This window comes from Paraburkholderia youngii (genome assembly GCF_013366925.1).
Lineage (GTDB): Bacteria > Pseudomonadota > Gammaproteobacteria > Burkholderiales > Burkholderiaceae > Paraburkholderia > Paraburkholderia youngii.
Map to the genome: position 1 here is coordinate 689,827 of NZ_JAALDK010000002.1, position 21,071 is coordinate 710,897.

21 protein-coding genes are annotated in these 21,071 nt (G+C 62.8%); 15 read left to right on the forward strand and 6 right to left on the reverse strand.

Annotated features, from left to right (window positions below):
• Position 1 precedes the first annotated feature (1 nt).
• From G5S42_RS34490 to G5S42_RS34505, 4 genes are all read left to right on the forward strand, one after another.
• Positions 2-1,810: a branched-chain amino acid ABC transporter ATP-binding protein/permease gene (locus G5S42_RS34490; protein WP_176111230.1), complete on the forward strand. Its 1,809-nt coding sequence runs from the start codon at positions 2-4 to the stop codon at positions 1,808-1,810.
• Positions 1,798-2,529 (forward strand): ABC transporter ATP-binding protein, encoded by a 732-nt coding sequence (locus G5S42_RS34495; RefSeq protein ID WP_176111231.1) that lies wholly within the window; start codon positions 1,798-1,800, stop codon positions 2,527-2,529. The genes G5S42_RS34490 and G5S42_RS34495 overlap by 13 nt, the downstream gene beginning before the upstream one ends.
• A gap of 68 nt (positions 2,530-2,597) precedes the next feature.
• A complete protein-coding gene (locus G5S42_RS34500; protein WP_176111965.1) occupies positions 2,598-3,443 on the forward strand; it encodes an urea carboxylase-associated family protein in 846 nt (281 codons plus the stop codon).
• Between the two features lie 33 nt (positions 3,444-3,476).
• Positions 3,477-4,721 (forward strand): D-amino acid dehydrogenase, encoded by a 1,245-nt coding sequence (locus G5S42_RS34505; protein ID WP_176111232.1) that lies wholly within the window; start codon positions 3,477-3,479, stop codon positions 4,719-4,721.
• Positions 4,722-4,745: 24 nt separating this feature from the next.
• On the opposite strand, the gene G5S42_RS34510 is transcribed toward G5S42_RS34505, so the two are convergent.
• Entirely contained in the window at positions 4,746-5,237 is a 492-nt protein-coding gene (locus G5S42_RS34510; protein ID WP_176111233.1) for an aminoacyl-tRNA deacylase, read from the reverse strand.
• A 195-nt stretch (positions 5,238-5,432) separates the two neighbouring features.
• On the opposite strand from G5S42_RS34510, the gene G5S42_RS34515 reads away from it, so the two are divergent.
• On the forward strand, positions 5,433-5,681 hold the full coding sequence (locus G5S42_RS34515) for a hypothetical protein (RefSeq protein ID WP_018436237.1): 249 nt from the start codon (positions 5,433-5,435) through the stop codon (positions 5,679-5,681).
• A 65-nt stretch (positions 5,682-5,746) separates the two neighbouring features.
• On the opposite strand, the gene G5S42_RS34520 is transcribed toward G5S42_RS34515, so the two are convergent.
• Positions 5,747-7,489, reverse strand: a complete 1,743-nt coding sequence (locus G5S42_RS34520; protein WP_176111234.1) for a tetratricopeptide repeat protein — start codon at positions 7,487-7,489, stop codon at positions 5,747-5,749.
• Positions 7,490-7,610: 121 nt separating this feature from the next.
• On the opposite strand from G5S42_RS34520, the gene G5S42_RS34525 reads away from it, so the two are divergent.
• The gene (locus G5S42_RS34525; RefSeq protein WP_176111235.1) at positions 7,611-9,482 is read left to right on the forward strand and encodes a beta-galactosidase; all 1,872 of its coding nucleotides are present in this window, start codon (positions 7,611-7,613) and stop codon (positions 9,480-9,482) included.
• 19 nt (positions 9,483-9,501) lie between these two features.
• Here the strand turns inward: G5S42_RS34525 and G5S42_RS34530 are convergent, their stop codons facing one another.
• Both G5S42_RS34530 and G5S42_RS34535 read right to left on the reverse strand, forming a co-directional pair.
• Positions 9,502-11,466 (reverse strand): enterotoxin, encoded by a 1,965-nt coding sequence (locus G5S42_RS34530; RefSeq protein WP_246392275.1) that lies wholly within the window; start codon positions 11,464-11,466, stop codon positions 9,502-9,504.
• A gap of 110 nt (positions 11,467-11,576) precedes the next feature.
• Positions 11,577-12,479, reverse strand: a complete 903-nt coding sequence (locus tag G5S42_RS34535) for a LysR substrate-binding domain-containing protein (protein WP_176111236.1) — start codon at positions 12,477-12,479, stop codon at positions 11,577-11,579.
• Positions 12,480-12,583: 104 nt separating this feature from the next.
• Between G5S42_RS34535 and G5S42_RS34540 the strand changes: the two genes are divergently transcribed.
• Positions 12,584-13,468: an alpha/beta fold hydrolase gene (locus tag G5S42_RS34540; RefSeq protein WP_176111237.1), complete on the forward strand. Its 885-nt coding sequence runs from the start codon at positions 12,584-12,586 to the stop codon at positions 13,466-13,468.
• Between the two features lie 15 nt (positions 13,469-13,483).
• Here G5S42_RS34540 and G5S42_RS34545 read toward each other — a convergent pair whose 3' ends face one another.
• Both G5S42_RS34545 and G5S42_RS34550 read right to left on the reverse strand, forming a co-directional pair.
• Positions 13,484-13,780, reverse strand: coding sequence for a glutathione S-transferase family protein (locus G5S42_RS34545; protein WP_176111238.1), 297 nt, complete (start codon positions 13,778-13,780; stop codon positions 13,484-13,486).
• A 26-nt stretch (positions 13,781-13,806) separates the two neighbouring features.
• Complete coding sequence (locus G5S42_RS34550) at positions 13,807-13,995, reverse strand: hypothetical protein (protein ID WP_176111239.1); 189 nt, start codon at positions 13,993-13,995, stop codon at positions 13,807-13,809.
• 309 nt (positions 13,996-14,304) lie between these two features.
• On the opposite strand from G5S42_RS34550, the gene G5S42_RS34555 reads away from it, so the two are divergent.
• The 8 genes from G5S42_RS34555 to G5S42_RS34585 all read left to right on the forward strand — a co-directional run bounded on the left by G5S42_RS34555 (position 14,305) and on the right by G5S42_RS34585 (position 20,982).
• Positions 14,305-15,198, forward strand: coding sequence for an MBL fold metallo-hydrolase (locus G5S42_RS34555; RefSeq protein WP_176111240.1), 894 nt, complete (start codon positions 14,305-14,307; stop codon positions 15,196-15,198).
• A gap of 25 nt (positions 15,199-15,223) precedes the next feature.
• A complete protein-coding gene (locus G5S42_RS34560) occupies positions 15,224-16,192 on the forward strand; it encodes an alpha/beta hydrolase (protein WP_176111241.1) in 969 nt (322 codons plus the stop codon).
• A 156-nt stretch (positions 16,193-16,348) separates the two neighbouring features.
• Positions 16,349-17,254, forward strand: coding sequence for a LysR family transcriptional regulator (locus tag G5S42_RS34565; protein ID WP_176111242.1), 906 nt, complete (start codon positions 16,349-16,351; stop codon positions 17,252-17,254).
• A 39-nt stretch (positions 17,255-17,293) separates the two neighbouring features.
• The gene (locus G5S42_RS34570; protein WP_176111243.1) at positions 17,294-17,536 is read left to right on the forward strand and encodes a hypothetical protein; all 243 of its coding nucleotides are present in this window, start codon (positions 17,294-17,296) and stop codon (positions 17,534-17,536) included.
• A 162-nt stretch (positions 17,537-17,698) separates the two neighbouring features.
• Positions 17,699-18,577, forward strand: a complete 879-nt coding sequence (locus G5S42_RS34575; RefSeq protein ID WP_176111244.1) for an ATP-grasp fold amidoligase family protein — start codon at positions 17,699-17,701, stop codon at positions 18,575-18,577.
• Between the two features lie 3 nt (positions 18,578-18,580).
• Positions 18,581-18,703 carry a hypothetical protein gene (locus tag G5S42_RS45295; RefSeq protein ID WP_281375143.1) on the forward strand — a complete coding sequence of 41 codons (123 nt, stop codon included), beginning with the start codon at positions 18,581-18,583 and terminating at the stop codon, positions 18,701-18,703.
• A 226-nt stretch (positions 18,704-18,929) separates the two neighbouring features.
• Complete coding sequence (locus G5S42_RS34580) at positions 18,930-20,456, forward strand: glycosyltransferase family 39 protein (RefSeq protein WP_176111245.1); 1,527 nt, start codon at positions 18,930-18,932, stop codon at positions 20,454-20,456.
• 169 nt (positions 20,457-20,625) lie between these two features.
• Entirely contained in the window at positions 20,626-20,982 is a 357-nt protein-coding gene (locus G5S42_RS34585) for a SpoIIAA family protein (protein ID WP_176111246.1), read from the forward strand.
• Positions 20,983-21,071 lie beyond the last annotated feature (89 nt).

The following is a 21,071-nucleotide window of genomic DNA, read 5'->3' on the forward strand; positions in this document are numbered from 1 at the left end:
CATGAGCGCCCGTCAAGCTTCCGCGCGCTGGGCCAGGCCTGTCGGCGCTGCGCTGCTGGCCGCCGCCGTCGCGCCGCCCGCAGTCGCCAGCAACTATGTCGTCGATGTCGGCCTGACCATCGTCACCTATTCGATCCTGGGTCTTGGGCTGAACATCGTGGTCGGTTATGCCGGATTGCTCGATCTGGGCTACGCGGCCTTCTTCGCGATCGGCGCGTACACGACAGCGTTGCTGGAAACCCTGCTGCACTTCTCGTTCTGGGAAACGCTGCCGTTCAGTCTGGCGTTCACCGCGGTATCGGGCATCGTGATCGGCTACCCCACCCTGCGCCTGCGCAGCGACTATCTGGCGATCGTCACGCTGGGGTTCGGCGAAATCACGCGTATCGTCGCCACCAATCTCGACATCACGGGTGGCCCGAACGGCATCTTCGGCATCGCGAGCCCGAGCCTGTTCGGCTTCGAGATCAGTTCGCCGCAAGCGCTCTACGAACTGGGCATGGCGTTCCTCGTGGTGGTGCTCGTGTTCGCGATCCGGCTCGGCCGGTCGCGGCTGGGCCGCGCCTGGACCAGCATCCGCGAGGACGAGGCGGCTGCCGAGGCCGTCGGCGTGCCGACGCTGCGCGTCAAGCTGCTCGCCTATGTGATGGGTGCGTTGATCGGCGGGCTGGGCGGCAGCCTGTTCGCCGCCCGCTTCGGCACCATCGATCCGACCGGCTTCACGTATCTGCAATCGGTCACGATCCTGATCGTCGTCGTGCTCGGCGGCCGCGGCAGCATTCCGGGCGTGATCTTCGGCGCCATCATCGTCGCCGGCTTGCCGGAAATACTGCGGTTTCTCAACCTCTGGCGCATCTTCGCTTTCGCGATCGGGCTCGTGGTCCTGATGCTGCTAAGGCCGCAGGGCTTGTGGCCAGCGCCGTTGCGCCGCGTCGCGCCGGCGCGCAAGGGCGCTGACGCCGATCGGGCGCCGGCGCCCAGCCACGCCGTCACCGATGAGACCCTGCTGGAGGTGCGCGACATGCAGCGCCGCTTCGGCGGCGTGCTGGCGGTCGGCGGGGTCAGCTTCCTGGTGCGAAGCGGCGAGATCGTGAGCCTGATCGGTCCGAACGGCGCCGGCAAGACGACCGTGTTCAACTGCCTGACCGGCGTGATCCGCCCGACCGGCGGCCAGATCGTCTGGTGCGGAGAACGGCTTGCTGGCGGCGCGCCCCATCGCATCGTCCATCAAGGCATGGCGCGCACCTTCCAGGGCATCCGCCTGTTCGGCCACATGACGGCCTTCGAAAACGTGCTGACCGGCATGGATCATCGGCTTCGGACACCGCTCGCCGCCGAGCTTCTGGCGTTGCCGTCCGCGCGCGCCGAGGCCGCGGACCATTCCACCGAGGGCCTGCGCTGGCTCGCCTTCGTCGGTCTTGCCGGCAGGTCGGGCGAGCGCGCCGCCGATCTGCCCTACGGCGACCAACGCAGGCTTGAGATCGCCCGTGCGCTCGCCAGCAGCCCGCGCCTGCTGCTGCTCGACGAGCCCGCAGCGGGCATGAACCCCACAGAGAAACGCGCGCTGATGGAACTGATCCGGCGAATCCGGGATCATGGCGTGACGGTGCTGTTGATCGAGCACGACATGATGCTGGTGATGGGCGTGTCGGACCGGATCATCGTGATGGATCACGGCGTCATCATCGCCGAGGGCCCGCCCGCCGCGATCCAGGCGGACCCGCGTGTGATCGATGCCTATCTCGGCACAGCCGAAAAGGACGAGGCGAGCGACGATACCGCCGGGGAGAAATCGCTGTGGGACTCCTAGAAATCCGCGATCTGCGCGTCAGCTATGGGACCGTCGAAGTGCTGCACGGCATCTCGCTGGACGTCGCACAGGGCGAGGTCGTCGCGTTGCTCGGCAGCAACGGCGCGGGAAAAACCACCACACTGCGGGCAATTTCCGGATTGATCCGGCCGCGCGCGGGCAACATTGCGATGGATGGCCAGCGCCTGATGGGATTGCGCGCACACCAGATCGTGGCGCTGGGCCTGGGTCATGTGCCGGAGGGGCGGCGCATTTTCGGAGCGCTGACGGTGGAGGAAAACCTGCATCTCGGCGGCTATCTGATCCGGCGCGACAGTACCGCATTGCAACAGCGAAGGGATCAGCTGTATGCGACTTTCCCCCGGCTCGGCGAGCGCCGCAGCCAGCTGGCAGGCACGCTCAGTGGCGGCGAACAGCAGATGCTGGCGATTGCCCGAGCCCTGATGCTGCGGCCGCGTATCGTGGTGCTGGACGAACCGTCGATGGGACTCGCGCCGAAGCTGGTCCGCGCGATCTTCGGCATGGTCGCCGACATCTGCCGCGAAGGCACGTCGATACTTCTGGTCGAGCAGAACGCCCGCCAGGCGCTGCGAATCGCGCATCGGGCTTACGTACTGGAAAGTGGGCGCATTGCGCTCGCGGGGTCCGCCCGCGAGCTGGCTCAGGACAGCCGCGTCCGCGCTGCCTATCTGGGGGGCAGTGCCATGTCGGCAGAGTAACCCGCCAACCGAGCCGCGCGAGGAAATCCTAATACAGGCTCAGGCCTGAGTTCGAGGGAGAACGCATGATGCTGAATTACCCTGCTGCCTATCAGTCCACCAAAGGCTCGGCGCTCGACGTCGACAAGACCTTCTATCAGCGCATCGCCTCACAGCAGGATACCCGCACGCTGGTCGAATCGATCGTCGTGCCGATCCGCTCGGGCCGAGCGTGGACCGTGCCGGCCGGGCACGTGTTTCGGATCGTCACGATCGAAGGCCCGCAGGTTGCCGACCTGAACATATGGAACCGGCACAACCCGCGCGAGCGCATGTGGGCGTCGCGCACGCGCCAGTTGCAGCAGGCGCACGTGAGCACGTTCGACCGTCTGTGGTCGACGCTGCCATTCCTGCGTCCGATGGTGACCATCACCGATGACAGTCTCGCCGGCTACGGCGTCGACGAGCACGGCGGCCGCGTCCACGATCTGCTCGGCACGCGCTGCGATCCGTACGTGAACCGCATGCTGACCGGCGAGGATTTTCATTTCCACTGCCACTCCAACCTGACGCGCGCCATCGCCCCGTATGGCTTGACCGAGTACGACGTCCACGACGTGCTCAACGTGTTCCAGTGCACCGGCCTGAATCTCGACGACAAATACTTCATGAAGGCGTGTCCGGCAAAGAAAGGCGATTACCTCGAATTCTTCGCGGAGATCGACTTGCTGTGCGCACTGTCGACCTGTCCGGGCGGCGATCTGTCAGTGCCGATGTGGGGGCCCGACGCGCGCGATCCTCTGGAAGTGTGCCGGCCGCTCGGCATCGAGGTCTGGCAACTCGCGCCGCAGATGCTGGACGGGTGGGCGCCGCCGGCTGTGGCTGCCTACAAGGGACAGCACGGAATGGTGCTGAATCAGCCGCAATGGAAGTGAGACTGCCGCAGCCCCCTTGTATCTCAGGACATTATGAAAATTATCGTGCTCGGCGGCGGGGTGGTCGGTGTGACGACCGCGTACCAGTTGCAGAAAGATGGCCATGAGGTCGTGATCGTCGAGCGGCAGCCTTTAGTCGCCGCGGAAACCAGTTGGGGTAACGCGGGCATGATCGCGCCCGGGCATTCCTTTGTCTGGTCCTCGCCCAAAGCGCCGATGATTCTGCTCAAATCGCTGGTGCTGAAAGATCAGGCGTTGCGCTTCAAGTTCTCGGCGGATCCGAGGCTCTACAGCTGGTCGTGGCGCTTCCTGATGGAATGCACATCGGAGAAGGCACGCCGCAATACCCTGCTCAAGCATCGGCTTGCCGCGTATTCGCAGCGAGTACTACAGGATGTAATCGCTGAGGAGGCCATCGAATACGATCGAAACGAGCGCGGAATTCTCTATCTCCATCGGACTCAGGAGGCGCAGGACCGCGGAATCGAACATATGAAACTGCTGGAATCCGACGGGCAAGTCATCAGGGTCCTCAGCCCCGATGAGGTGGTCGCGCTCGACCCGTCGCTGGCTTCGGCAAAAGACAGGATAGCGGGCGCCATTCACTGCCCGACCGATGAGACCGGGGATCCTGCGAAGTTCACCCGCGCCCTTGCGGAAAAGGTCGTCGCGCGTGGCGGTACGCTTCTGACGGATGCGACGATCGACGGCTTCGAAACCGCCGGGCAGGACATAGCAGGCACGAGAACGAGCCGAGGCCTTGTCAAAGGCGACGCGTATGTGCTCGCCCTCGGCCCCTATAGTCCGGTTCTCGCCCGACAGATCGGCATCGATCTTGCGATCTATCCGATCAAGGGATACTCGCTGACGATTCCGATCGATGGGCGGCCCATGCCACCCGCCGTTGCAGCGGTGGACGAGCACAACCTGGTCGCAATCTCGCGCTTCGGCGATCGGCTCCGGGTTACGGCAACGGCGGAGTTTGCTGGCTACGACACGAGCCACAAGCCTTCTGATTTTGCCTTCATGAAGAGCGTGACGCAGGAACTCTACCCGGCCGGCGCCAACTACGATCGCGCCGAAATGTGGGCCGGCCTCAGGCCGATGACGCCAACGAACCTGCCGTTTTTTGGGCGCAAGAAGTACCGCAACCTTTATCTAAACACCGGCCACGGTCATATCGGCTGGACGATGTCACACGGATCGGCTCGAATCACGGCCGACCTGATCGCGGGACGAACCCCGGCGATTCCGATGGTAGGGCTGCTTTGCGACTGAGGGCGGCACCACTCGGGCCCCGCCTCAGGCCCGGCCGCCCAACCCTCGCATCCGCCGTGCGAAATGCGCGCGCTCCGCATCGTCCATCAGCGCGAGGAACTGATCCGCTTCCATATGAACCAGTTCTTCGTGATCGCCCGCCTCGAAGTAGACGTCGGGCTGGCCTGCCAGACTCGACTCCAGGTAGGTTTTCATGCCATACGCCATACAAATCGGCGGTACCGCTCCGGCATCGCAGTCCTTGAACAATTCGCGCAGTTCGACTTCCGTGGCGAGAGCAAGCCGGCGCCCGGTCTTGCTCCAGAACTCGGAGAGCTGCACGGCGTAAGTCGATGGCAGCACGGCGGCCACATAGCCGTGTTCGTCTTCGAGCAGCACGGTCTTGGCAAGGCGGTCACCCGGAATGTGCGCCGCCGCAGCCGTTTCGATACTCGAGTGGCTGTATGGATGACGCACGACTTCGTAGCGGGAACCCTTGCTGCGCAGGCACTCCTGCAAGGTTGGCGACATCGCCATGGCACACCTCCTGTCGAATATCTGAAAAGGAATGAACACTTGCGATCTTTTCAGAATAGTTCACGCACCGGCAATCCGCACGCCAAGTGGCGCAAACGCCTAGAATGAAAGCACGGTTTGTACCTTATGAGGGGCCGGCTACGTCTCGATCGATCACGGGTTTTTCGGCGAGACTCAGCCCAAAGGAGGCGCCCAATGTCAGTGATCGCACCCGACGAAAGGGCTGATTTTCTCGCCGTCTTGCGTCGGCACCATCTCGCCGAGTCCGACTTTGTCCTTCAGGAGACCGGAGCGACCGATATCGTGGACGAGGTCTACCCGCTGAGGGGCAGTGTCACCGTCGTTCGCACGTCATCACTGCGGGAACGGGAGTACCAGACGGGGCACGGCACCGCGTGGACAGTCGAATTTGAGAAAGACGTGATCCGGGGCGTATTTGGATGAGCGCCGACAGCCGACGTTTCCCCACTGGTGCGTCTCGGTTGCGGCCCGGCGGCTTGCCTCGGGAGCTATTGCACCCGCGTTGAATCGATGAGCTCGTCGGCCTCGCGTTCCAATGCGTCGCCTTCCGCCGAACGTTGCGTGTGGCTGAGCAGTGTGCCCAGATTCCGCAACGTGCGTGCTTGATCCTGCCGCCAGGTCAACGGATCGTCGTGGGCGAGTCTGCGGTACAGATCCAGCGCTCGGCGCCATGCGTCTTCCGCTTCGCGCGGCCTGCCGGTGCGGCTGTAGAGTACGCCCAGATTGTTCAGTATCCGTGCCTCGTCAGGCTGGTACGCAACCGGCGTATCGCGCGACAGCGCGTGGACGATCTGCAGCGCGTCCTGGTAAGTCTGCAGCGCCTTGGCCGGCTGCCGTTCGAGGCGGTACAGCACGCCCAGATTGCCCAGCGTATGCGCCACGTCGGGCTCGTAGATCGCGGGATTTTCGCGGGCGAGCTGTTGACGGATCTTCAGAGCTTGCCGGTAAGCGCGCTCAGCTTCCGGCAGCCGCTCGCTTGCGCTGTAGCAGTTCCCGAGGTTATTCAGCGTGCGCGCAAGCGCCGGACGCCAGGCAGCGGGATTGTCATGTTCGAGTGCGCGCTGGATGCCGAGCGCTTCGAGATAGGCGAGTTCCGCGTCATGGGTGCGCTGTGTCGCACTGTAGAGGATGCCGAGGTCGTTGAGCGTCATCGCGACCGCGGGCCGGTACTTTGCCGGGTCCTGTCGGGCCAGCGCACGGTCGAGGGCGAGGGCTTCGCGCCACGCGTCTGCCGCGTCCTGCAGACGCTGCGTGTCGCGGTACAACGTTGCGAGGCTATCGAAGGAGTTAGCCACTGCGGGACCGTAGACCGAAGGGTCCACGCGCGCAAGCGCCCAGTAGATTTCGAGCGCGTGCAGCCATGCGGCTTCGGCTTCCTTCTGCTGCTGCCGCATCACATACAGACTGCCAAGCTTGCCGAGCGTCCGCGCGATGGACGGCTGCCATGCGGCGGGACGCTGTTGCGCAAGCGTCCGATACTGGACCAGCAGCGCCCGATACACCGGCTCGGCACGCTCGGGCTCGTGCTGCACGAGCAGCGTGTCGGCGAATGCGGTGGCGATGTCCTTATCGTCGGGTTGCAGCGCATGGGCATGCTCCAGGTACGGCAGTGCGTTCCATGGCATGAAGCGAAGCAGTTCGACGCTCGCCGCTTCGTAGTTGCGCGCGGCGCTTAGCTGGGCCGTACCGGTTGCCTCGGCCATGAGCCGCATCAGCAACGCAGAGGCGCGATCCAGATCGAGACGCCTCACGGCGGCGGCGGCCTGCAGTTCGGTGGAGGCCGTGCTGTGCGTGATCGACAACCTGCGCAGCAGCTCTTCATAGCGTGCGTTCCATTCCGAAGCCTCGGCTCTGAGGTCGATATCGGAGCGCGTCCTGATCTGCGATGCGAGGCTTTCAAGGATCGGTTCGAAGTTGGCGAGCGCGGCTTCGTTGGTGGCTTCGTCGTGATCTGTCTGCGAGAAGATCGCGCGCAGCATCGTATTAGCCGCTGTCGCCAGCGCGGCACGTTGCTCGGCGGAGAGCCCGTCGTGCTTCACCGCGCGGTTCAGCCGTTCGGTGACGCGTGGGAGCGCGGGCGCGGAGACAGCGCAGCGGGTCCGCACTTCGAGTCCGTCCTTGACGGCGACCTCGGAGAACGACGGCACACACGCACCGGACGCCCCCGCAGCGGCGCATGCGGTGGACAGCGCGGCCATCGCGATGCCGGACAAAATCTTGCCCGTACTCATTTCCAGTCAGGCCTACAGAATTACCGCTACAGCGTTGTGCGGCGCATCGCTTCGCCCGGAATGCCGCAATGCCGTCGCGTGTATTCATTCTATCGAATACAGTTAGCCTACATTCGCCAACTTGACGACGCCCATCGTGAACCTCGAACGCGGCCACACCTTCTCCTTTAGCCCCGACGGCGAACACTTCCTGCTCGACGGCCTGCCGTTCCAGATTCGCAGCGGCGAGATGCATCCAGCCCGCATCCCGCGCGAATACTGGCAACACCGCATCCGCATGGCAAGGGCGATGGGGATGAACTGCGTCGCGTTGTACATCATGTGGAATTACCATGAGACGCACAGAGGCATGTTCGACTTCCGCAGCGGTAATCGCGATATCGAGGCCTTCATTCGCCTATGTCGATCCGAGCAGATGTGGGTGCTGTTGCGCCCCGGGCCTTACGTTTGCGCAGAGTGGGATCTGGGCGGTCTGCCTGCCTGGCTGTTGCGCGAGCCGGACATCCAGTTGCGGACCGACTCGGCCACCGATCCTCGCTACATGGCGGCGGTGGCTCGCTATATCGACGAACTGGTTCCGCGCATCAAGCCATTGATGAGCGAGCACGGCGGTCCGATCCTGATGATCCAGATCGAAAACGAATTCGGTTCGTATGCGAGCAATCCGGCTTACCTCGAAGAGCTCAGGCAGCTTTGGCTCAAAGGAGGCATAAGCGGGCCGTTCTACACCGAAGACGGTCTCGCGCAACTCGAACGCAATCACACCACGGTGACGGGCGGCGCGATCGCGCTGAGCAACGGCAACGCAGCGCAAATCGCAACGGTGCGCCGCAATTTCCCCTCGGTGCCCGCGATGGCAGGCGAGGTGTATCCGGGGTGGCTCACGCATTGGGGCGAAGCGGGCTTCGCGGGCGTGGACTACGACCTCTCCAGCAGCTTGGCCACGTTCATGCAGGCGCGACTGTCGTTCAACCTGTATGTGATTCACGGCGGCACGAGCTTCAGCTTTTTTGCCGGCGCGAACGTGGACGATTCGGGCAACTATCAGCCCGACATCACGAGCTACGACTACTGCGCGCCGATCAACGAGCAAGGCATGGCGACGCCGAAGTACCTCAAATATCGAGACCTGATCGCCAGCTATCTGCCCGAACCGTTGCCAGCCATACCGGATGCCATCGCCACGCTTGACTGCGCAGGCGTTGGGGCCTTGATGCCAACGCTCTACGCGTCGATCTGGGACAACCTGCCAGCGGCACTGCCGCACGAGCAAGGCGTCGAACCGCAGTCGTTCGAACACTACGGTCAGGCGTTCGGCTTCGTGCTGTATCGCAAGTTTTTACCGGAGCACGCGAGCGGTGTGCTGGATATCAGCGGCGTTCACGACTATGCGACCGTTTTTCTTGGTGAACAGTACGCGGGCGGCGTATCGAGAGCGCAACTGCCGCGCAGGTACGCGCAGTCGCTCCACATGATGCATCGCGCGCCGCTTGCCCTGCCTTCGGCGCGGCAGAATCAAGGGTCGAGCACGGACAGTCTCGTACCGCTGGAGATACTCGTCGAGGCCATGGGACGCGTCAACTTCGGACCCGCGCTCGTCGACCGCAAAGGTCTGCTCGAACCGGTCACGATGCAACACGTAGACGGCTCAGTCTCGTTGCTCGAGCAATGGGACGTCCACCTGTTGCCGATGGATGACACGTTCATCGCCAACCTCAACGAAGGCTGCACGAACCCGAGCAAACCCGGTCTCTTTTTCAAGGCGAGTGTGCTGCTGACCGAAGTCGGCGACACCTGGCTCGACATGAGCAACTGGACCAAGGGTCTCGTCTGGGTCAATGGTCACAACCTGGGACGCTACTGGAACATCGGCCCGCAAAAGCGCCTGTATTGCCCCGCGCCGTGGCTCGTGCGAGGTAACAACGAGGTACTGGTCTTCGACCTCCATCAGATCGACGCGAGGCCGATTCCACTGGCCGATCGCCTGTACTAGCGCGCACGCCTTCTCCCCTTCACCGTTTCGCGGCGGCAACCGGCAGCAGTTCGAGCGTGAGCACTTCGAACGGCGCGAGTTGCACTGCATGCGGTACATCAGCGTCCAGTTGAGTGGGAATGCCGGAAGCCCTTGCACGCCCAACGCTGCGCGCTTCGAATCGTCCCGCCGCCCCATCCGGCAACTCCAGTTGGCGCCGCAGGTCGAGTATGAAGCGTTGTGTGCGAGTGTGAGGATTGCGCAGCGTCACGATCGACTTGCGCGGCGCCCACGCTGCCCAACCGTAAGCCGCCTGTTCGTCCGGCGCGCCGCCAATCCAATGGCTGTCGCGCAGGATGTCGCCGTTTTCGCGCGCCCATCTCGCGGCGCGCGCAAGCTCATCCCAGTCGTGCTCGCCCAGCAGCGCAGGCGTGATGTATAGCTCCTGCAATTGCGTGCCGGTCCCGAAGTACGACCACACTTCGTTGGAGAATGCATCTCCCGTCGACGTATTGAGGCGTGGATTGCACTGCGCATAGAGGATGCCGTGCAGCATCAGCGAATTGAGTGGAAAGAGCGGACTGCGCTCGACGACGTTGTAATACGTCTGCGTGTCGCGGTAGGTGATCCAGCGCTCGCGGTTCGTGCCGCTTCCCGCCAGGCCATCGTCGCTGCCGCCGCGCCAGATGGAGTCGACATGGCGCAGCCAGAACGGCGACGGATGCGTACCTGTCGTGAGATTGATGAAGGTTTCGGGCTTGGCCGCGCGGATGTCCTCGATCAGTTGAATCGCCGCGTCCCAATCGCTGTCGAACAGGCTGCCAGGAAACACCCTGTCGGCATTGCCCGTGCCGTCGAACTTGAATTGATTGACGCCGCCCTTGTCGAGCATGTCCATCACGACCTCATGAAAGCGCCGGTAATAGGTCGGACCCGACAACGCGAGACCGTTGTCGATGACCTCATAACCAGCGGCACGTCCTCGTGCTACGCGTTCCTGTTTCGGCGTACCGTAGCCGCCCCACGGCGAAAGCCATATGCCGGGAGCGGCGCGGAATCGCGCGGTAGCGTCGCGCAGCGGAACGAAGCCATCTGGAAATGCATTGCTGAATTGCCAGCCGCCGCCAAGGTCGTCCCAGCCATCGTCGAACAGAAACGAATCGATTTGCACCCCGCGCACTGCATGCAACTCGTGGCCGATCGTTTCGATGCGTTCGAGCGCCTGTTCCTGCGAATATGGCGTCAGGTAGCCGATGTCGCCCCAGCTGTTGTAGTGCAGAAACGGCCGATACGGGCGGGCGCGTTCCCGCTCCAGATAGATGCCGAAGTCGCGCCGAATCTGGCCGTCACTGGCTACACCTGCCACAGCCGAGTAGACCAGCGTTCTGTTTTTCTGTAGAGGCAACGCGCGATGCAGCGTAAAGCCAAGGGTGTCGCCCTCTACCTGACTTGTCGCCAGCGGATGCTCGAAGCCCAGATAAAAGTTGCCCGCAACGACCGGCGTGCCCTTGCGCTCAGGACTGGCCTTGGCGCCAGCAGCGCGCGTCTGCAGCAATGACACGGCGGTGATCGCTTCGTCCCGAACAAGCGCCGTAATCGCAAGTTGGACGCGCAGATATCGTGACCCGTCGCGTTGCTCGACGCTCCATTGCACCTTTAGGCGTCCATGAGTATCGACAAGGGAGATGCTCGCGCGCCGCCCTGCGATTCGTTCGCCCAGGCGGGACGCACGCGGGTTGGGTTCGACCGCCGCGTCGCTCACCGGCGCAACGACCTTCATCTCGGCCAGGCCCGTGGTGGTTCCGTCAGCGAGCGTGAGCGTGAACGGTGCGATGAGGAGCAGCGTGCGTTTGCGCTCGCAATCGATCAGCGAGAAACCGGCGAGACGTTCGTTCTCGTGCGTCCAGCGCAATGCAATCGCGTCGTTGCCGAATGAGGAGAGATGGCCCGTCGTCTGGAGCACGGGCCTGCCGGTTTGCGTAGGCAAAGCATGGTTGGCGCGCATGGAGCACCTGTCTCGGGCCAGAGCAGCAGCAAATAGCGTAACGGCAATGGACCTACGTGTTCAAGGCACGGCGCGCGCGGGTGAAATTTTCTCATGGGGCGACAGACCGCTCACGCGCGAAGTGAGCGTGGACCGAAGCGACCTTGCTGGCCTGCCCGGCGTGCGGCAGCTATCAAATCCGCGCACGCGGGCGAGTCGGAGCGGGGAAACGCGTAGAAACGTGCAACCGGCAACGCGGGCAAGCCTTCTTTGCGACCCAGCAGGCGCAAACCTTCGACTCGCTGACTATCGGCGATGACGGTAACGGCAAAACCCGAACTCGCCGCCGACAGACAGCCCGCCATGCTGCTGCTCTCGAACACGAGGCGCCACGCGCGCCCCGCCTTGTTGAGTGCCGCGATTGCCGACTCTCGATAGATGCAGGGATCGGGAAAGACGGCCAGCGGCAGCGGCCGGTCGAGATCCAGAGGTTCATGTTGCGCGTAGGCCCAGACCAGCGGTTCTTCCCACAGCAGTTCACCACCTTTCCCGACACGGCTGCATTGCTTGCCGAACACGAGATCCAGACGACCGCGCTCCTGCTGGCGCAACAGATCGGCCGTGATGCCGACTTTGAGGTCGATTGTCGCCTCGGGATGTCGCTGTCGAAAACGCTGTAGCACCTGGGGTAGCCAGGTGCCGGCAAAATCTTCCGATGCACCGACCCGCAGTAACCCACGCAGCGGCGCGCCGCGCAGTTTCGCGCGGACCTCGCGTTCCAGATCGAGAATGTTGCGGCCGTACGCATACAAGGTGTCGCCGCCCTGCGTCAACGCCAGGTGGCGAGTCGTGCGTGTCAGCAGATCAACGCCGACCATTTGTTCCAGGCGCTTGATATGGCCGCTCACGGCCGAAGGAGTCAGCGCCAGACGCTCGGCGGCCGTGGCAAAGCTGCCGCTGTCCACGACTTCGAGAAAAGTGCGGAGCAATACGGTATCGAGCGGAACACCGTCGGCAGCGGGCAGAATGTCCATTGAAACGATTCAACACAAATAATCACCAATGAGTCGTGATTATTCACCAATCGCGACGAGACGTCGAGCTATCGTGGCACTACCCTGTTTGCACGAGGAAAACCATGAACACCTACCGCCACGCCGCTACCCAGCGGCTCGACATTGCCTATCTCGAATGGAACCCGCAGGGCGCGCGAACAGCGGTGCTGCTGCATGGCTGGCCGGACAGCCCGCAGTGCTGGAAGAGCGTCGCGCGCATTCTGGCCGATTCGGGTTACCGCGTGCTCGCACCTGCACTGCGGGGCTTCGCGCCCACCCGGTTTCTCGATACGAGCACGCCTCGCAGCGGCCAGTTGTCCGCGCTGGGGCGCGATCTTCTGGATTTCGTCGACGTGCTGCAAGTTGAGCGGCCGGTCCTCGTCGGACATGATTGGGGCGCACGCGCGGTCGCTAATGCGTGCGGCCTGCGAGACGGCGTGGCCTCACATCTGGTAATGCTCTCGGTGGGATACGGCACCAATGCCCCGGACCAGGTATTGACCCTGCAGCAGGCACGCAATTATTGGTACCACTGGTTTATGGCCACGCCGCGAGGCGCACGCGTGGTTCGGGACGAGCGTGAGGCCTTCGCCCGGCAGATGTGGGATAGCTGGGCGCCGGCCGGCTGGTACACGCCGGCCGACTTCGCCGAAGCGGCGCAGTCATTCGTGGGCGACGACTGGGCCGACATCGTGCTCCATTCCTATCGACATCGTTGGGGCTTTGTCGACGGAGACCCCGCCTATGCCGACGATGAAACGCGTCTGAATCCCGCACCGGTGCTATCGGTTGCAACGCTGGTGCTGCACGGCGGTGCGGACACTTGCAATCATCCCGATAGTTCGAGCGGACCGGAGTCGTACTTCCGTGGGCGATATGAGCGGAAGGTTCTCGATGGTGTCGGCCACTTTCCGCAGCGCGAAGCGCCGCGGGACGTCGCCGATGCCATCTTGCAGTTCTGTCGATAAGACTCGGAGCAGCCGTCAAAACTCGAGCGAAATGCCTTCACTATGGAGTGCACGCTGTACGGCCGGCCGCTCGAGGACGCGCCGCGCCGATGCGGTCCAAGCCTGATACGTGTCACCCATCGGTAGGCCGATGCGCATGCCCCACCGATAGAGAACAAGCAGAAACGGATCGACGATCGTATAGCCGCACGGCAACGAGTACGAACACCCGTCGCTGAGCTTGCTTTCGATCTGCGCAAACGCTGTCTCAATCGTCTGTCGAGCGTGTGCGGAAACCGCGGCATGCAACGACACCTCTGCGATGAACGTCACGATTGCCGGGAGTTCCGTCAATACGCCTACCTTTCGCTGCGCTTGCCGCCGACGCCGATCTTGCCGCGCCCGACCTTGCGATGCGGCGCACTGGGGCGCAGCCTTTTCCTGGAACTAGCTGTCAACGTGACGTGCTCCGAAGGGTAGCGGGTCGTTCTGTCCAGTGCGGCTTGATAGGCGCGATGGCCTGGATCGTTGCGCCTGGTAGCTGACATGACTGGCACCTCCTCAGAGAATTCTAGGCCGAAACAGCCCGGCGGTTATGTCGCCTTCCTGAGTACGGTGCGCGTCATTCATGACAACCCGGACCGCGGCACCCGGAAAGCCGGCAAAAGCTGTCGCCGCAGTCCGTCAGACAGCGCCGTTGCACCCTCAGCGGCGATCCGGTCCAGGCGTCACAACGTTCGTTTTTCCGCAACCATGCTTTCGCCCAGCCCCGCTTCTTCCAGACGGCGGGAAGCAGGACTATACGTCCATGCCTCGACACATCGCCGCGGCCTCTTCCAAAAGGATGTGCAATCAAAGTGGACACCATTCATCGATATCGGATCGGCAGTGCGACCGTGACACGGGTCACCGATCTCGTTCTTCCCGAGATTCCTTCAGCCTACCTGTTTCCCGACCGGGATCGCTCGATCCTTGCCAACGATCCGCCGCCATGGATCGGCCGCGAGAACGCCTCGCAAGACGGTGAGACGCTCGCGTTGAGCGTACATAGCTGGATCGTGCAGACAGAGGGCAAAACCGTCCTGATCGACACGGGTGCCGGCAACGGCAAGCATCGACCGCTGAACCCCGTGTTCGATCAACTCGATACGCCTTACTTGCAGCGCCTTGCGGCAGCCGGCGTCCAGCCGGCCGACGTCGACGTCGTGCTGATCACGCACCTGCACGTCGATCACGTCGGCTGGAACACGGTGCGCAAAGGTGACGCGTGGCGCCCGACATTCGCCAATGCGACCTACGTGTTCTCGAATGCCGAGTACCGTTTCTATGCCGACGAAGCGCACGTGCAGACACCGAGCGCTGGCGTATTCGAGGACAGCGTGCAGCCGATTATCGATGCGGGCCAGGCCCTGTTGATCGACGCACAAAGCCAGCCCACGCTCGAAGGCCTGGAGGGGTTCACGTTCCATCGAACCAAAGGCCACAGCTTCGACCATCTGTCGATCGGCTTCACTTCCGAAGGGCAGCACGCGCTGTTTTCAGGCGACGTCATGCATCACCCGATTCAGATAGCCAAGCCCGAGTGGAACTCGACTTTCTGCGAGTTTCCCGACGATGCCGAGCGCTCGCGGCTCTGGGCGCTGAACCACGCCGCAGATCGGCACTCGCTGTTCTTCAGCAGTCATTTCCCCGGAACATCCGTGGGCGTGGTCGAAAGGCAGGCCGGCGGTTTCGTCTGGCTGCCCCGCTGAACCTCTCCACCAGAGAGCAAACATCATGGCAACCCAAGCACAGATTGAATCCCGCGACTTCATGATCCCGAGCGATACGCCCGAGATCGAGCTTCACATCCGCAACAAGCGGCCGGCAGGCCGCACCGACTTTGGTGAAGCACGCACCGTGATGTTGATGCACGGCGCCACCTACGGATCCGGCAGCCTCTACGACACGCCGATCGGCGGTTATTCGTTTATGGACTACCTCGCTCGCGCAGGCTTCGATGTTTACGCCGTGGATGCGCGCGGCTATGGTGAATCGACACGACCACCGCAAATGCGTGTCGCCGCTGCGCAGAGCGAGCCGCTGGGGCGTACCGAATCCGGCTTGCGCGACTTCACGAGCGCCGTGAACTTCGTGCTGCGCACTTCAGGCATCGCGCGTATCAATGTGATCGGAATGTCCTGGGGCGGCAGCGTGAGTGGCGCGTTCACCGCCCGCAACGGTCACAAGGTTCGCAGGCTCGGGCTCGTCGCGCCACAGTGGGTCAGCGACAAGCCCATCCCACTGGACCCAGGTGGCCCGCTGGGTGGTTACCGGGTGGTGCGCGCGGCCGATGCGCGCGAGCGCTGGGTCAATGCCGCCCCCGAGTGGAAGCGCAGCACACTGATACCGGATGGTGGCTTCGAAGCATGGCTCGACAATACGGTTCGCACGGAGCCCGACGAGGCGTTGCGCGAGAACCAGTCGATCCGTGTCGCGAACGGGCCGATTCAGGACATTCGCGAGTACTGGGGAGCAGGTAAGGCGTTTTATGACCCGGGCCACATCGAAGTGCCGGTCCTGCTGATTCATGGAGAATGGGATGTCGACGTGCCGCTCGCGCTTGCGCAGGATTACTTCGCGCATCTGAGCGGGTCGCCGGACAAGCGTTGGCTCGAACTGGGCGAAGCAACCCACATGCTCATGCTCGAGAAGAACCGGGGGCACGCATATCAGGCATTGGTCAGCTTCCTGAGCGAGGCTTGATGGCGGCGCAAGCGTACGGGCGACCGACGCTTACGACACGCTTTCGGCGCCTGCGCCGTGCGAGAATGCCGCAGCACATCGCATGCATCCTCGCACGACGCAAATATCCATATCGACCCGCGACCCGCATGCATCCCAATCTGACAGGACTAATGCATGGATAAGCTGGCCGCGATGCAGACCTTCGTTCGTGTCGTCGATTTAGGCACCTTTACGCGTGCTGCAGACCTCATGAATGTGCCCAAATCGTCCGTCACCCGCCTCATACAGGAACTCGAAAAAGAACTGGGGGTGCGGCTGCTGCACCGTACAAGTCGTCAACTCACGCTGACGCAGGAAGGCCAGATCTATTACGAGGGCTCGATTCGCGTGCTTGACGAGGTTGGCTCGCTGGATGGCAGCGTCCTGAGCGCAACCCGTTCGCCGAAGGGAAAAATCAGGGTGGAACTGCCCGGCTCGTTGGCGTACCAATTGGTCGTCCCGGCCATGCCCGACTTCTTTGCGCGCTATCCCGATGTGCAGGTCGAGCTGAGCGTCGGTAACCGGTCGGTTGATCTCATCGCCGAGAACCTTGACTGTGTTCTGCGTCTCGGGCCATTACTCAGCGACTCACTGATCGCGCGCTCGGCCGGTACGCTGCCGCTCGTGACGTGCGCGTCGCCCGCCTACATTCAGCGCCACGGCCTACCGCGCGAGCCCGCGGACCTCATGCAAGGCCATACGATCGTCCGCATGAATTCTCCGCGCTCGGGGCGAGACTTCGTCTTCCAGCTCCATCGGGACGAACAGCTCTTCGAAATCCACGGCAGTCATCGGTTAAGCGTCAACGACTCGAGCGCCGCGCTAGCGGCTGGACTTGCAGGGCTCGGCGTACTCACCACCTATGCGTTCCTCGTCACCCCGCACCTTCGCTCTGGCGCACTCGTGCGCCTCTTTCCCGATTGGCGCGGCGATGACGTCGCTGTGCACGTTGCCTATCCGGCCAATCGGCATCTCGCCTCCAAGGTGCGCGTATTCGTCGAATGGGCGATAGAACTTCTCAGGGCAAGCGAACCCGCGTAACTCTTCGCGTCGTCACGCAGACAATCGTACTTCGCGGTAGTGACCGCAATCGATGTCCGCAGTGCGTTGCAGGATCACGTTGCTGGACAGGTCAGCCTTGCGGCGCTTCTTCCGGCAATGCGTGACGTTGCGCGCATGCTCGACGCGCAGTCGTTGATCAAGGCGACGATACACATGCGTACGGTACCTTCCACTTCAAGCGCGTTCATGACGCTTTCATTGCGAACACATCCGGTCAGGAAACAAGGTCAGCGGCCCATTACTTCTGATTATTTGCACTGAGCGGCTTTGCTGCATATCAATAGCTACTACATGCGGCGGCACCGCTCTTGACGTTGGCTTCTTGCCGAATGATCATGTCCCCTGCTGCCTGCATCGAACTTCTGTCAGTCGCAGCTTCAGGAATGTTGATACCCGTGCGTAGTCATTGTTGGGAGACGTGTAATGACCTACCCGTCCCAATCCATTGTTCAATGGACGAAAGACAACGCGAAACAGCTTCTTCCCGATGCGGTTTTCCTCAGCTTGCTACACTGGAAGCGTATCGGGCGCTTCCCTAAACTATTTCACCCCACAACCTACAACGAGAAAATCCTGCTACGTTGCTTGCGGCCGGACTCGCGATACAGCGCGTTGACCGACAAACTGACCGTGCGCGATTACGTCAGAGAAAAGATCGGTGAGAAATACCTAATCCCGATCATCTCCGCACCCTCGGACTTTACGCAGAATGTTTTCGACATGTTGCCGAATTCCTTTGTCATGAAGGCAAATCATGGAAACAATTTTGTAGAAATCGTCCGGGACAAGTCGCAGCAGAGTTTCGAACATCTCCAGCTTCTCGCCAGCCAATGGCTATCCACCAATTTCTACAGAAATGCGCGGGAACGGCACTACCGAGGAATTCAGCCACGCATTTACTTCGAGAGTCTGCTGCTCGACGAGCACGGCATGATTCCAGCCGACTACAAGGTTCACTGCTTTGCGAACGGATCGGGGCGACCTGTGATGTTTATCTTCGTGATCTCAGACCGTTTCGGAAGTAATACGCGCGGCGACACATACGACGCACAATGGAACCGTATCGACCTCGAGTTTGCTCCCTACGTTCGCAGCACGAGACCGGCACCGCGGCCGAACAATCTGGAGTTGTTGCTTGATACGGCGGCGCTTTTGTCCGAGGGTTTCGATTATGTACGCGTCGACCTGTACTCACCATCTGACCGGGTGTTCTTCGGCGAACTCACTTTTACGCCGGGGGCCGGCGTAAGTCCCATGCTACCCGATCGTGTCGATTATGAATGGGGACGTCTTCTGACATGATGTATGTGCGCTAGCCGGAACCGCCCCCTGATCTCCGGCTGGTACAACGGTCACCCGGCTGCCGAAGATGCGCGGCAGCTGATGGTCGTGACGGCGTTCCTCTTCATTCGCCCGGCGGCCGGCTGATGCCAGGCCCATTAGCGGCATGCCGCTCTGTTAGTCGATGGACGCGCCCCCTTCACGGGCCAATTTTCGCCGCGAGCGTCCTTCCTCCCTCAAGCCTTTGTAACTCGATCGGCGCCATGGGTTGCCGGGTGGTCTGTCAGTTTCGCCCACTTGTTCCATAAGCTCATATTACAATGCCGGGCTAAAAACGCCGCCCGGTACGGCGGCACTCGGACCATCACGCTCAATGTCGACCCAGCTTTCGAATCCTCCGTCGCTCGCCTCGGCCTCCGACCAACCTGCCGCCGCAGGCATCGCATCACTCGGCTGGCTGCTCCCCTTCCACGCAGTCGTCTGGACTCTCGCCGCCTGGCTCGCGCGCGGCAATCTGGACATCCAGGGCGACATGGTCGAGACCTACGTCTGGGGCATCGAGTGGCAGGCCGGTTACGCAAAGCACCCGCCGCTTTCGTCGTGGGTCGCAGCGGCCTGGTTCAACGTGTTCCCGCATACCGATCTCGCGTATTTCGCGCTGTCGGCGGTGAACGTGCTGGTCGGCCTCGCCGGGATCGTCGCGCTCGCCGGCCGCTTCGTGCCGCGCCAGATCGCGATCTTCGCCGGGCTTGCGATGGCGGTATCGCCGCTTTACTCGAATCTCGCCATCAAATTCAATCCGAACTCGATCCTGTTGTCGGTCTGGCCGTGGACCGCCTACTTTTTCGTCCGCTACGCGCAACCGGGCAGCCGCCTCGCGCGCAGCGGCGCGGCGCTCGGTCTCGGGGCGTGCGCGGCGCTTGCGGTGCTGGGCAAGTACTTCACGATCGTGCTGCTGCTCGGGCTGTTGCTGGCATTGCTCGCGCGCCCCGCATGGCGTGCGCGCCTCGTCAGCGTCGATTCGCTGCTCGCGGTGGCGGCCGGCGTCGCCGTGCTGGCCCCGCACGTCCACTGGATGATGGTCAATCATTTCCCGACGCTCGAGTATGCCGCGCAACGCACTGGCGGCACCCTGCTCGCCGCGGTCGGGCGCTTTGGCATCTACACGCTCGCGCAGATCGGCTATCTCGCGCTCAGTTTCGTTTTCGTGCTGTTGATGGTGCGCACCCGTGGGGCTGCGCGGCTGATGGCGCTGAGCGTCGTTCGGCCCGCGTCGCACCCGGATCTCTGGTGGCTCGCGCTGGGGCCGCTGTTCGCCGTGGGCGTGCTGTCCGTGACCGGCAAGACGCAGATGGCCTCGGTCTGGGGCATGGCGCAGTGGTTCGCGATCGTGCCGCTCTGGCTTGCCGTGCTTGCGCAAGCCCGCGTCGAGTTCGCGCCGCGGCGCGCGGTACGCGCGATGGCGGTGTACTGGGCGCTGGTGCTCGCGATGTCGGCAGTGGTCGGCTACACGGGGGCGCGGCGCAATACCGACGACGCGGCCGAGCCACGCGCGGAACTCGCGGCGGCCGCGCAGGCGGTGTGGCACGAACGCACCAGCCGGCCGCTGTCGATCGTGGCGGGCTCGACGCATGAGGCCGCTTCGATGGTGTTCTATGACGGCGGCCGCGCCCGCTTCTGGGATCTCCACTGGCCGGCGGCAACGCCCTGGATCACACCCGCCGATTTCGCGCGCCAGGGTACGCTGATCGTGTGCCGTGGCGACGACTCGGACTGCATCGCGACTGCATCGTCGCTAAGCCATGCAGCGCCGGTTGCGCTCGAGGTGGGCAAGACCGCGTGGGGACGGGAGTTGCCCGCGCGTCCCTACCAAATGTTCGTGATCGTGCCGCAGTCGTGAACCACGCGCCGATCACGCCGGACCGCGGCCGGCCGCTCGTCGTCGATCTCGATGGCAATACGCTCGCAACCCAACCGGGCGTGTGGAAAGGGGTACCATGAGCACACCGTCGGACGCCAGGTTCATCTGTGCCTGAGCGTGTAACGTCTCTCTCGCCAGGGGTCCTGCCATGATCGTGTATCACACCGTACCCGATTCACCGGTCATCGAAATAACCGTCGAAGGCAAAATCACCGACCACGAACTGCGCGAAGCCATCGAGCGCATGCGTGGCGATCTTGAACTGAACGGTAAGACCCGCGTGCTCGAACGCATCGAGCATTTCAGCGGCATCGAACCGAAGGCGCTGTGGACCGACCTGACGCTCGGCGTCTCCGTCGCCCGCAAAGTCACGCGCGCCGCCGTGGTGGCCGACGCGGGCTGGATTCACGCGTCGATGCATTTGGCGCGGTTCTTTACAAAGGCCGAAATGAAGGCGTTTCGCGTCAACGAGCTGGAACAGGCGCGAGCCTGGATCAACGCCTGAACGTCGTCTCAGCCGAACGCATTGAGCAGAGACCAGCACTGCCGCATCAGGGACACGCAGCGCCACCGGAACAAGAAGGACAACAGGAG